The 12,694-nt window shown below is 39.8% G+C and carries 9 protein-coding genes and 1 pseudogene; 3 read left to right on the top strand and 7 right to left on the bottom strand.

The genetic code is table 11. The features are described 5' to 3' along the window. Positions 1–47: 47 nt before the first annotated feature. The 5 genes from ACE1SE_RS03260 to mak all read right to left on the bottom strand — a co-directional run bounded on the left by ACE1SE_RS03260 (position 48) and on the right by mak (position 8,595). Positions 48–1,670: an ABC transporter substrate-binding protein gene (locus ACE1SE_RS03260; protein WP_374052629.1), complete on the bottom strand. Its 1,623-nt coding sequence runs from the start codon at positions 1,668–1,670 to the stop codon at positions 48–50. 73 nt (positions 1,671–1,743) lie between these two features. Continuing rightward, positions 1,744–3,378 carry an ABC transporter substrate-binding protein gene (locus ACE1SE_RS03255; protein WP_374052628.1) on the bottom strand — a complete coding sequence of 545 codons (1,635 nt, stop codon included), beginning with the start codon at positions 3,376–3,378 and terminating at the stop codon, positions 1,744–1,746. Between the two features lie 125 nt (positions 3,379–3,503). Next, positions 3,504–5,138, bottom strand: a complete 1,635-nt coding sequence (locus ACE1SE_RS03250; protein WP_374052627.1) for an ABC transporter substrate-binding protein — start codon at positions 5,136–5,138, stop codon at positions 3,504–3,506. Positions 5,139–5,665: 527 nt separating this feature from the next. Next, entirely contained in the window at positions 5,666–7,636 is a 1,971-nt protein-coding gene (locus ACE1SE_RS03245) for a bifunctional 2',3'-cyclic-nucleotide 2'-phosphodiesterase/3'-nucleotidase (RefSeq protein ID WP_374053580.1), read from the bottom strand. A gap of 50 nt (positions 7,637–7,686) precedes the next feature. Further along, positions 7,687–8,595, bottom strand: a complete 909-nt coding sequence (gene mak, locus ACE1SE_RS03240; RefSeq protein ID WP_374052626.1) for a fructokinase — start codon at positions 8,593–8,595, stop codon at positions 7,687–7,689. Positions 8,596–8,763: 168 nt separating this feature from the next. On the opposite strand from mak, the gene rdgC reads away from it, so the two are divergent. Then, positions 8,764–9,675, top strand: a complete 912-nt coding sequence (gene rdgC, locus ACE1SE_RS03235) for a recombination-associated protein RdgC (protein ID WP_374052625.1) — start codon at positions 8,764–8,766, stop codon at positions 9,673–9,675. Between the two features lie 49 nt (positions 9,676–9,724). Here the strand turns inward: rdgC and ACE1SE_RS03230 are convergent, their stop codons facing one another. After that, positions 9,725–10,873, bottom strand: coding sequence for a porin (locus ACE1SE_RS03230; RefSeq protein ID WP_374052624.1), 1,149 nt, complete (start codon positions 10,871–10,873; stop codon positions 9,725–9,727). Positions 10,874–11,206: 333 nt separating this feature from the next. Here ACE1SE_RS03230 and ACE1SE_RS03225 point away from each other — a divergent pair, with 333 nt between their 5' ends. Together ACE1SE_RS03225 and ACE1SE_RS03220 are read left to right on the top strand one after the other, a co-directional pair. Further along, complete coding sequence (locus ACE1SE_RS03225) at positions 11,207–11,434, top strand: type II toxin-antitoxin system Phd/YefM family antitoxin (RefSeq protein WP_374052623.1); 228 nt, start codon at positions 11,207–11,209, stop codon at positions 11,432–11,434. A gap of 114 nt (positions 11,435–11,548) precedes the next feature. Then, on the top strand, positions 11,549–12,175 hold the full coding sequence (locus ACE1SE_RS03220; protein ID WP_374052622.1) for a TetR/AcrR family transcriptional regulator: 627 nt from the start codon (positions 11,549–11,551) through the stop codon (positions 12,173–12,175). Positions 12,176–12,439: 264 nt separating this feature from the next. Here ACE1SE_RS03220 and ACE1SE_RS03215 read toward each other — a convergent pair. After that, positions 12,440–12,667 (bottom strand): annotated as a pseudogene (locus ACE1SE_RS03215) (hypothetical protein); the annotation flags it as partial. Positions 12,668–12,694: the final 27 nt, after the last annotated feature.

Below are 12,694 nucleotides of genomic sequence, written 5' to 3'. Positions count from 1 at the left end.
CAAATATTGCTTTTCCTTTTAACCGATATCACACTGCACTACGGTTATTAATGCTCGATGATATAAAGATCTTTCGTGAAATATTCACCTCTTGTATTAATATTAAAGCCGCCAACATAAGGTTTAACCATATTATGGTTCACATAAAAATAAATTGGAATAGCAGGTAAGTCTTTGGTTAAGATATCTGATGCCTGCTGATAATCATCTTTAGCATTATTTTTGCTTGCTTTTTCCACTAATTTATCAAACTCAACATTTTCATACATGGATGTATTTTTGACTTGATTAGATGAAAACATGGATAAAAATGTCATCGGGCTATTATAATCTGCAATCCATGCCCGCCGGATAACATCAAATTTCCCCTGATGCATATTATCCAACATGACTTTCCATTCTTGATTCTGCAAAACAGCCTTTATACCAAGATTTTTCTTCCACATTGAACTTACCGCAATGGCAATTTTTTTATGTCCTTCCTGAGTGTTATAAAGCAGATTAAAGGTAAGAGGGTTATTTTGATTAAACCCAGCTTCATTCAATAACTCTTTCGCTTTAGCAATACGCTGCTCCTGAGTCCAGGAAGCATAATCAGGTTGTTTAAAATTAAAGCCTCCTATATTTGGCGTGAGCATTGTATAAGCGGGTAATTGTCCCTGTCCCAATATCTTATCCACAATGATATCGCGATCTATAGCTAAATTCAGTGCCTGCCTGACTCTGACATCATTAAATGGCGGTTTTTTATTATTAAACTCATAGAAATAGACTGTGGCTTTAGGAGAAATACGTACCTGATCAGGTAATGTTTTCTTCAGTGATGGAAAAGATTCTGCGGCAATAGTTTTAGTAATATCTATTTCTCCCGCCAGATAACGGTTTAAATCTGCTTTTTCTGAAGAGAGAGGAAGATAGGTTACTTTATTGATCACCGTGTTTTGATTATCCCAATATAGGGAATTTCTGACTCCGATTATTTTTTCATTGACAACCCACTCAGAGAGTTTATACGGACCACTTCCGACAAAGACTTCTGGCCTGGTCCATTTATCACCATGTTGTTTTACTGCCTTTTCACTTATCGGAAACATAACAGGATGAGTCAGCATCTGTAGAAAATCTCCGACAGGTTTATCCAGTCTCACCTCTAGCGTTTTGTCATCCAACGCTTTTACCCCAAGCTCTTCCGTTTTTTTCTTACCCGTCAATACCTGATTTGCATTCACTACAGCAGCATTTTCAAGATAATTCCCATAAGGGGAAATGGTATCGGGATCAATCAAACGCCGCCAACTGAATACCACATCATGAGCCGTAATGGGTGAACCATCTGACCACTTGATATCTTTTCTTAAATGAAAAATCCAGTTTTTATTATCATTAGTTTCCCAACTAACTGCTAACCTTGGCTCAATATTGCCCTGACTATTCACTTGAATCAGACCATCAAAAAAATCACTAATAATATTAAATTCAACATCACTTGAAACTTTATGTGTATCCAATGAAGCGGGTTCTGACCCATTATTACGCACAATTTCCTGCTTAGCGGCCAGTTTTATTCCTTCAGGAACAACAGCGGAATAAGATATTGCCATATTCCAAAATATGGCAGCGATAGCTAAAGAGAGAACTTTTATCTTTTTACTTATCGTTATTTTCTTCATATTCAGTCCTTCATAACTGTATTTATTTTTTATATTTCAATCCGATGCTTTTCTACAATACATTGATTTTCATTCAATGTTTAATAATATAGAGATCTTTTGTCGAAATATAATCCATAGGGGTAACGTAAAATCCACCAACATCAAGCTTCACCAGGCGATTACTGACATAATAATAAATAGGGATCACTGGAATATCATTATTAAAAATGTCCATTGCTTTTTGGTAATAAGCGATATCGTTGGTTTCACCCGCTTTAATTACTGCCTGATCAAAAGCATTATTAGCATATTGGGGTATATTATGACTGCTTCCTGTCAGGAAAGTATCCAAAAAAGACATTGGGCTGTTGTAATCCGCTGTCCATGCGTATCTGACAACATCAAACTTGTTCTGGTGCATATTATCCAACATCACTTTCCATTCTTGGTTTTGTAGGCTGGCTTGAACACCTAAGTTCTGTTTCCACATTGAAGTGACAGCGATGGCAAGTTTTTTATGAGATTCTCTCGTGTTATAAAGCAAGTTAAATTTGAGCGGATTTTTTTCGTTAAAACCGGCTTCGCTCAACAATTCCTTGGCTTTTTTAATCCTCTGCTCTTGTGTCCAGGAGGCATATTCTGGTGGGGTTAATGTGATACCACCGATATTAGGGGGCAGAATATCATAAGCAGGTAGTTGCCCCATTCCCAATACCTTATCAGCAATCACATCTCTGTCTATGGCTAAACTTAAGGCTTTTCTGACTCTGACATCATTAAACGGCGGTTTTTGCGTATTAAACACATAATAGTAAGTACTGAGCATAGAATTAATATGAACTTGATCACCCAATGTTTTCTTTAATAATGCAAAGGAATCCAGAGGAATGGTCATAGTCATATCAATTTCACCAGCAAGATAGCGGTTTAAATCCGACTTTTCCGATGTGATAGCAAGATAAGTCACTTTATTAATTACCGTGTTTTTATCATCCCAATAATGGGGGTTTCTGACACCAATCACATTTTCATTCACTTTCCATTCAGATAACTTAAATGCACCACTGCCAACAAAAACATCGGGATGTGTCCATTTGTCACCATATCTTTTAACCGCTTTTTCACTCACTGGAACCAAAATTGGATGGGTTAGCATTTGCAAGAAATAAGCCACGGGTTTATCGAGTTTCACTTCCAATGTGAAATCATCCAGCGCCTTCACACCAAGTTCTTGTGCTTTTTTCTTACCTGATAATATGTCGTTTGCATTAACTACGTGTGCTGTTCCAAGATAGCTGCTATAAGGCGAACCCATTTCTGGATCAAGCAGACGTCGCCAGCTAAATACTACATCATGAGCGGTAATCGGCGAGCCATCAGACCACTTAGCGCCTTTTCTTAAATGAAATAGCCAGGTTTGGTTGTCACTCGTTTCCCAACGTTCAGCCAATCTGGGCTCGATATGACCTTTTCTATCGGCATAAACTAAACCATCAAAAAAATCATGGATAATATTCAATTCAACATTACTTTCTACTTTATGTACGTCTAAAGAGGCGGGAAAAGAGCCATTGTTACGCACAATTTCTTGTTTTTCAGCCAATTGTGTTCCTGGTGGAACCACGGCAGAATAAGAGGGTGTGATATTTGTTAATAGTATTCCCATTGAGCAGGTAAGAATTTGGGTGAGCTTATTTTTTACTAAACTCGCTATAATTTTTTTCATATTTTTCATCTCCATTAATTATTTTTTATTATTACATTACGATACCATTTTTATTTAAACTATAACCTCATTTAACTTTGATAAATAATAATTGCCGATTGCAACAAGTTATTACCACCAAAAAATTAGTGCTTAATAATATAAAGATCTTTTGTCGGGATATTTCCCATCGAGTCAACGTTAAACCCGCCAACATAAGGCCTAACTAATTTTACACGGACATAATAATAAACGGGAATGGCGGGAATTTCTTTATTGAGAATATCAATAGCGTGTTGGTAATCGGCTGGATCATTAGTTTCATCCGCCTTTAAAACCCATTGATCATATTCCTTATTCTGATATTGGGTATGATTATTAGTATTACCTGATGTAAAAATATCTAAGAAACTGGTCGGGCTACTATAATCGGCATTCCATGCGTATCTTGTCACCTCAAAGTTGCCTTGAGCCATACTATCATTTTGTGTTTTTGCTTCCTGATTTTGTAAAATGATTTCCACACCCAGATGCGTTTTCCACGCCGAGCTGGCAGCAATGGCAATTTTTTTATGGGCATCGGAGGTGTTATATAGCAAGGTAAATTTGAGTGGATTATTTTCATTAAAACCAGCCTCATTCAGTAATGTTTTGGCTCTGGCAACGCGCTGTTCCTGTGTCCAAGAGGCATATTCAGGCTGTTTTAAATAAATACCTCCAGCACCCGGAGACACAACATCATAAGCGGGTTTTTGACCGTTGCCTAATACCTTGTCAGTGATAATGTTTCTATCCAGTGCTAAAGCCAGCGCTTGTCTGACCCGAACATCATTAAATGGTGGCACTTGTGTATTAAAGAGATAATAATAAACACTCATTATGGGTTTAACATGCAGTTGCTCACCAAATCTCTTCTTAACGGTTGGCAAGAATTCCGATGGCCCTCCGTTAGATATATCAATCTCTCCTGTCATATAGCGGTTTAGATCCGCTTTATAATCTGATAATGGTAAGTAGGTGACTTTATTAATTACGGTATTTTTATCATCCCAATAATAGAGATTTCTGACACCAACAATTTTTTCATTCACTACCCATTCAGAGAGTTTAAAAGGCCCATTGCTGACAAAATGTTGAGGCTGAGTCCATTTACTGCCATATTTTTTAATAATCTGTTCACTAACGGGAGACATTGCGGGATGCGCCAGCATTTGCAGAAAACCCGCTTTTGGCCTTTCCAGTACAATTTCTACTGTTGCATCATCCAGCGCCTTTACACCAAGTTCTTCCGGTTTTTTCTTACCAGATAGTACATCACGGGCGTTCATAACAGTAGCCTGAATCAAATAGCTACCATAAGGAGAAATAGTATCAGGTGTTACCAGCCGCCGGAAAGAAAACACCACATCATGGGCGGTAATCGGTGAACCGTCAGACCATTTAACCCCTTTCCTCAAATGGAAGATCCATGTTTTATTATCTTTGGTTTCCCAGTTTTCCGCTAAGGCGGGAATAATATTTTCTTTTTTATCGGTATCAACTAAACGCTCAAAAAAATCCCGCAAGATATCAAATTCACTACTTCCCTCAGACTTATGCGGATCTAAAGAACTGGGTTCGGAAAAATTGTTGCGGGTAATTTCCTGTTTATCCGCTAATTGAACATTGGGAGGGACAGTCGCAGCATACGAGAAAGTGATGTTTCCCAGAATCAGACTGACGGAACAGACAAATATTTTAACTATTTTATTTTTTATTATCCTTACCAGCATTTTATGCATATTGGTGATCTCCATAATTGTTTTCATTATTAAATAATCAATACATATATCACTTTTACCTTATAACCATTACCAGTATGAAGATGACTATATTGAGTAATTTATTCGGGTAATGAGAACGACTTTTAAACTTGATATTTATTCCAATGCAGAAGTGCAATGCATAATAATTAGCATTGCACTTCTCATCTGGATCAAACAACTGTTACAGTATCTTTGATCTATTGCTTTTATCTACGCCGATCTGCGTTATCTTTTATCCCCGTCACATTATTTTGTATCAATATCTATCATTCGATCTTATTTAGTGTATTAAATTGAGGATTTTTCGATAAAATATTTCACCACCGCATCTACATCCGACAAGCTATACACGGGATCAGTTCCTTCTGTAAATACGGAGAAACTACTCCAATCGCAAATAATTTATATTTATAATTCATTTTATTGTCTCCTAACGTTCAGGATTTGCCTGCCCCTTTGCTATGCAGGAGAGCAGGCATTAATACAATGAAGTTTAATAAGTTTTATTTTTTCTCTGTCAGATCAATTTGATAGATTGCAAAATCGGTATCATCATTTTTCAAATACTTCATCGGGTATTGGGCATGTTCTTTAATGAATTTCGCCGCTTTTTCTGATGGTGAAGTTTCGAAACGTATATCTAATTTTTTATCTGTTTTGATTGGCAAGAATGACCAATTGTTTTCAGCCTGAGTTGATACTACGCCCTTTTCTTTCGTCATTCTGGAAATGTAAGAAGCTAAAATGGTACGGTTTTCATCCGGTGAAGCAAACGCAATATGATCCTCTCCGGTTCCGGCGAATTTGCCGCCGTAACCCCGATAATTATTGGTGGCGATCAGGAAAGTGGCTTTTGGATCAATCGGCTTACCCTGATAGGTAACATCTTTGATGCGGTTTGCACCTTTATTGATAAGCTGGCAATCGGTGTCGTATTTAGCGGGTTGGGTCAGGTCTATCTTATAATTAACTCCCGTGATGGTGTCGAAGTTATAAGTACGGAACCCCCCCCAATTCAGTAATTCTTGCGGTTTGGTGGAATTTGGATCAATTTGGTTAAACATGCCCGCCGAACACTCCAGCCATTCGACCACATCCGCCCCCGTTGCTTTCACTACCACCAATGTATTGGGGTAGAGGTACAAATCAGCCGCATTGCGGAAAGTCAGATCACCTTTTTCCACTTCCACAAAATCAGCCGGCGCATTTTTCCGTCCACCCGCCTTAAAAGGTGCTGCCGCCGCTAAAACAGGGAGCCCATCCAGATTTGGATCGCCCTGAATAAAACGTTTGGTGTAATCTACCTGCGCATCATTAACAATCTGAACGGTTGGATCGCTCTGGATCAAAGCCAGATAGCTGTACATATTATCAGAGGCTTTGCCAATGAATTTACTCACAAACTCGCGCGTTCCCAGATGATCTTTTTCGATGATGGAAGCCAATTTATTATCACGTTCAGCCAAAGCTTTTTTATGAACTTTGTCATAGATAGGACGGGCTTGTGCTTTAGCCGATTCGACTTTCCATTCACCACTGTCATTATTGATCACCATATCAACAACACCCAGATGATCCCCCCACTGCCCTGGCATGACGGCTGGAATGCCATTAATCGTTCCATTAGCGACATTCACACCCTTGATACCGGTATATTCCTTGCCTGGGAACACGCCGTGAGCATGACCAAACATAATGGCATTAATACCAGGAACTTCACTCAGATAGTAAACCGAGTTTTCTGCCATCGCTTTATAAGGATCTTGGGAAAAACCGGAATGTGGAATGGCGATAATCAGATCTGCGCCCTCTTTTTTCATTTGAGGGACGAATTTTTTCGCGGTTTCAGTGATGTCATTAACAACCACTTTGCCATTGAGATTGGCTTTGTCCCAAATACTGATTTGTGGTGGCACAAAACCGATATAACCGATCTTTATCGTGTGCTCTTTGCCTTCACGATCTTTAACTGGAGTATCAACAATAATATAAGGCGTAAAGTAGTTTTTGCCGGTTTTGGCATCGATGATATTGGCATTGATATAAGGAAACTTGGCACCGGCGATAGCTTGTTTCAGGTAATCCAATCCAAAGTTGAATTCATGGTTACCAAAGTTACCGACGGTATAATCCATCGTATTCATCAACTTGTAGGCCGGATGAACCTCCCCATGTTTCAATCCTTTTGCCACCATGTAATCCGCAAGTGGGCTGCCTTGAATCAAATCACCGTTATCTACCAAGATCGTATTGGTTGCTTCCGCTTTGGCCGCCTTAATTAAGTTCACAGTACGCACCAAACCAAATTGCTCCGTGGATTTATCTTTAAAATAATCAAAATCCATCAGATTACCGTGAATATCCGAGGTTTCCATCACCCGTAAATCAACGGTTGCCGCGTTCACATTGAATGCCACCAGCATTGCCAAGGCCGACATTTTCAACACGTTCTTCCTTTTCAACATATTCTTCATCATGCTATACCCCTTTATAGAATTGTTCTCAGGAATCATAATAAACCGTTTCAACAAACAGGCCATAACCAAGCCGCACCACGTACACCACTGGAATCCCCATGCACGGCTTTTCTGATTGGTGTTGCACACTCGCCACCAAAAACCCACTCTTTGACTAAATCGGGCAACGTTTGGTAAAGGCGATCAACATTGCTCATTCCACCGCCAAGTACAATGACATCTGGATCCAATAAATTAATCACCTGTGCCAGCGCTCGCGCCAAACGCCTTTCATAACGACGCATCGCCAATTCCGCGCACTCATCGCCCTGTGCCAAAGCCTCTATGATTTCATGGCCTTTTTTCTGCACTCCACTCAAGCGGAAGTAATCCGTCATAAATCCGGTGCCTGACACAAATGTCTCAGTACATCCTGGTTTACCGCAAAAACAGCGCACTTCATCCTGATACACGCGATCTTCTTCATCCATCCACGGTAATGGGTTATGCCCCCATTCCCCTGCCAATCCATTGCCACCAGCATGAATCCGCCCTTCAAAGGCAATGCCTGAGCCACAACCCGTTCCAATGATAACGGCAAAGACCATTGGCATGCCTTCACCCGCGCCATCAGTGGCTTCTGATACCGCCAGACAATTGGCATCGTTAGCGATACGCACTTCACGCCCCAACAAAGCGGCTATATCCTTATCCAATATCTTGCCATTCAACCAAACCGAGTTGGCATTTTTTACTTTTCCGGTAAAAGGCGAAATTGCGCCAGGAATGCCAATCCCTATAGTTCCTTTCTGTCCGGTTGCTTGTTCCGCATCAATAACCAACCCAACAATGGCTGCCAATGTTTTCTGATAATCATTGCGGGGAGTATCCACCCGTTTGCGAAATAACTCTTCTCCCTGATCGCCTAATGCAATCACTTCAATCTTGGTGCCACCCAGATCAATTCCTATACGCATGACTTATTTTTCCTATTTAACGGAACGACGCTTTTTATTATATGAAAATAAGGCCGTGATGATATGAAACGAACGAAGTTCTAGGGCTTCGTCACATGATTCGTTATCATGCTCCCTTATGTTTTAAGATGACCTTTGTCACGATGCGCAACAATATGGGGTAACTGCATGTTATGGTTCAAAAATTTAATGATTTACCGTTTAAACCGAGAGATTTCCCTTTCGGCGGATGAACTGGAAAAACAATTAAGCCCATTGGCATTCACCCCATGCGGCAGCCAGGATATGATGAAAACTGGCTGGGTTTCGCCAATGGGTTCCCACGGTGAAGCATTAACCCATGCTTCCGGCAATCAAATTCTGATCTGCGCACGCAAAGAAGAAAAAATGTTACCTTCTCCGGTAATTAAGCAGGAATTACAGACCAAAATAGCCCGTCTGGAAGGTGAACAACATCGCAAACTGAAAAAGACAGAGAAAGATTCACTAAAAGATGAAGTCATTCATACACTGCTGCCAAGAGCATTCAGCCGTTTCAGCCAAACCTATATTTGGATCGATACCGTCAACCATTTGATCATCGTTGATGCCGCCAGCGCAAAACGGGCAGAAGATAATCTGGCACTACTGAGAAAAACATTGGGATCATTGCCTGTTGTTCCTCTTACTTTCACTAACCCCATTGAACTGACGCTAACCGAATGGGTACGTTCCGGTGATCTTCCTACCGGTTATGCTCTGATGGATGAAGCCGAGCTCAAAGCCATTCTGGAAGAAGGTGGAGTGATCCGCTGTAAGAAACAGGATTTGGTTTCAGACGAAATTGCGGCGCATATTGAATCGGGCAAATATGTCACTAAGTTGGCCTTAGATTGGGAAGAACGTATTCAGTTTATGCTGTCAGACGATGGTACTTTCAAGCGCATTAAATTCAGCGAAACTTTACGTGAACAAAATGATGATATTGATCGTGAAGATGTTGCCCAACGATTCGATGCTGATTTTACCTTAATAACAGGGGAACTCAGTGCGCTAATCAAAAATACGATTGATGCACTCGGCGGCGAAGCCGAAAGGTAATCACAAGTGAACTGCCTCAAATCCATTGAGGCAGCTCGATATAATATAATTAGAAGCGATACACTAAACCAACACCAAAGACGTCGTCAGTGCTGATCTGCGCTTTCTTGGTGAAATCATTGTCTTTCAATAAGTTGAACTGATATTCAGCATACGTACCCATATTTTTGTTGAAATTATAGAAGGCACCGACTGAAATATATTTCACTAAATCTTCAGATCCCTTGTCTGTCAGTATGCTCTTGCCAACCAAGTCATTACCCAGATCTTTACCTTTGGAATAAACAAACGCGACAGAGGGACGCAAACCAAAATCAAACTGATACTGAGCCGTCAGCTCAATGTTTTGGGTTTTATTGGCAAACATTGTGTAACTATCCACGGAACTGCCAAATCTGGTTAAGTTACGGGCCTCACCATACATAGCCGCCAGATAGACATTATCTTTGTCATACTTAGCAGAAACAATCCATGTTTCGGCTTTATTCCCTTTTGCCAGAACCTTAGCTGTATCAGAACCCACTTTCTGTGCCGAAGTACGGTTAGAGTTACCGTATGACGCCCCAATATTGAAGCCATTGCCAAAATCATAGGTGCTGGAAAGGCCAAAACCATCACCATTCTGTCTTGCAACATCGCTACGGCTATTTTTAGTGCCGTCATCATTTTTAGCCTGATACTGCAAGGCAAAATTCAGGCCATTCACCAACCCAAAAAAGTCAGTGTTACGGTAAGTTAATAACCCTGTTGAACGCCCCATCAGGAAATTATCGGTTGCGGCCATAGAATCACCACCAAATACTGGCAATACATCTGTCCATGAGTTGGCATCATAAACCACACCATAATTGCGCCCATAATCCAGCGAACCATATTCGCCAAATTTCAGCCCAGCGAAAGCCAAACGAGTTCTGGTGTTTGCTCCACTTTCCACTTCTGTACCATTGGCACCCATATTGAATTCCCAGCGCCCGAAGCCAGTTAGGGTATCCGTAATTTGGGTTGAACCTTTAATACCGATACGGCCGACAGAACCATCACCAGACTGTTTATCTGATTTGGAGAATGTTCTTTGAACATCGGCCTTTCCGTATAAATCTATTTTATTACCCTCTTTATTATAAATTTCAGCAGCATTTGCTCCCCCCGTAATGAGAAGTACCGGAATTGTCATTGCGAGTGCCTTGCGTTTTATCATTATCATTATCCTCATTAGTCTTGTTATTATTGAGCCACCGCCAAAATATGCATATCCCAAGAATAACTTGCTCTGGAATAGTCAATAATCAGGTGGACTGAGTATTTTACTTGTTTTGGTTAATTTAATGTTAAATTTGTAACAAGCAATGACGATACTAAGACCTAAACAAACCTTTTGCTAACAAAAATTAGCAAAAAATGCCATCTTGTGATGAACGTCACATCATAGAAATATGCCCTATAATTCAACAACATCAATTATGATAATAGCTTATTAAAAACAGTAAGTTATAAATAATGGATGAGTAATAAGAAATGCTATGATTCGAGCATGGAGAACGTATTTTGGCGATATAGGCCTGATCAACTTGTCCAGACTAATAAAAATAAACATCCTAAAATTGTGTACATCAAAACATCAATAAGTGATGTTATGGAACAAATTAACATCTACAATGCAGAAACCAACCTATCCAGAATTGTTCAGGAAGTCGCCTGCACCGGAGAACCGGTGGTGATCACCAAAGAGAGAATGGACGCAAATCCCCTAATGGATTAGGGTAATAATCATGTTTTGATAGAGTTGACAAGCACCTGCGAGTTCTGTATCAGTCTGTTCAGTAATGGGATCACGCCAGTGTGGTACAAATACTCACAACTTAAAGGTGCTAAAATGGCAGAAAATCATCCACGTCCACGAGGCCGCCCGACAATTCCAGAGCAAGCAATACGCCAAAAAATTCACGACGTTACCTTTCTACTGCTTATTAATCAAGGCTATAACAAAACAACCATGGATGTGGTGGCCCAAAAAACCGGTATTGCCAAAAAAACGCTCTATCGGTTTGTCAAGAATCGAGAAGATTTACTTGAACAAATTGTTATGGGGTGGGAAGAGAGCTTTATTCCCACCTTTAAAAAAGACGCCAATAATTTTCAGCAATTGATGGAATTATTAAAAATATTTTTAACTGAAATAGCAGAGAAATCCTTATCTGTAGAATCGGTAGGATTATTTAAATTATTACAATCTGATTTTCCTTATCGTGAAATATTATTGAACAAATATCAGCAAGGTGGAATTGAAATAAGCAGAAATATATTAGCAAATTGGCTTGAACGCCAATATCAGCAAGGATTACTGAAAAAAATGAATTTTCCTATTATCAGTGAACTTGTTATCTCGATGGTTATTGCAGAGCCGCTCAGGAAAATGGCACTGGGTATTCTTCCACCATTACCAGAAACAGATATAATGCCCCGTATTACCACAGCGATTACTTTGCTTGAGTGTAATTAATATTTATTATCATTAAGGCTGAGAAATAGTTTCCCAGCCTTTTATTTATCAAAAGAACCATTTTAATATATTGCACAACCCTATCACCATTCTATATTTACACCTGTATATTACCAACACCATCGGGTTGAAATAAATCAATCCGGCCAAATTAGCTACCGATGGATTGCACTCTTTTTTCCAACGCACTAACTCTCTCTGTGAGAGAGATAATAGTCTCTGCGTGCTCCTGTACCATCTGACTTGCCAGATTAAGCTGATTCACTAATCCTCAATAGCTTTTTTGTCAGCTTCTATAGTATCCTGCACCTTCTTCAATTGAGAACCATTGATCGCCTCTTTTGAGTCATCCGAAATGTTACCGTCATCAAGATTAATTAGCTTCCGTAGTTTCTTCGAACCACCATAGCCATAACCACGGCCATCATTTCCGATTGATACAACATTATCCTCATTTGCAACTGAATTATCGCCTAACGCAATCGAATTCTTTCCGTTTGCGGAAGCTTAATATCCCAC

It is taken from the genome of Xenorhabdus taiwanensis (assembly GCF_036512875.1).
Taxonomy (GTDB): domain Bacteria; phylum Pseudomonadota; class Gammaproteobacteria; order Enterobacterales; family Enterobacteriaceae; genus Xenorhabdus; species Xenorhabdus taiwanensis.
Note: the sequence above shows the minus strand (reverse complement) of the source record. Positions and strands in the feature narration are given on the sequence as shown.

What these genes read in the sequence shown, in the direction of transcription:
- ACE1SE_RS03220 (WP_374052622.1), top strand. Translation starts at nt 11,549, where the DNA reads ATGGCAGAAAATCATCCACGTCCACGAGGCCGCCCGACAATTCCAGAG.
- ACE1SE_RS03225 (WP_374052623.1), top strand. Translation starts at nt 11,207, where the DNA reads ATGGAGAACGTATTTTGGCGATATAGGCCTGATCAACTTGTCCAGACT.
- ACE1SE_RS03230 (WP_374052624.1), bottom strand. Translation starts at nt 10,873, where the DNA reads ATGATAAAACGCAAGGCACTCGCAATGACAATTCCGGTACTTCTCATT.
- ACE1SE_RS03255 (WP_374052628.1), bottom strand. Translation starts at nt 3,378, where the DNA reads ATGAAAAAAATTATAGCGAGTTTAGTAAAAAATAAGCTCACCCAAATT.
- mak (WP_374052626.1), bottom strand. Translation starts at nt 8,595, where the DNA reads ATGCGTATAGGAATTGATCTGGGTGGCACCAAGATTGAAGTGATTGCA.
- ACE1SE_RS03245 (WP_374053580.1), bottom strand. Translation starts at nt 7,636, where the DNA reads ATGAAGAATATGTTGAAAAGGAAGAACGTGTTGAAAATGTCGGCCTTG.
- rdgC (WP_374052625.1), top strand. Translation starts at nt 8,764, where the DNA reads ATGTTATGGTTCAAAAATTTAATGATTTACCGTTTAAACCGAGAGATT.
- ACE1SE_RS03260 (WP_374052629.1), bottom strand. Translation starts at nt 1,670, where the DNA reads ATGAAGAAAATAACGATAAGTAAAAAGATAAAAGTTCTCTCTTTAGCT.
- ACE1SE_RS03250 (WP_374052627.1), bottom strand. Translation starts at nt 5,138, where the DNA reads ATGCATAAAATGCTGGTAAGGATAATAAAAAATAAAATAGTTAAAATA.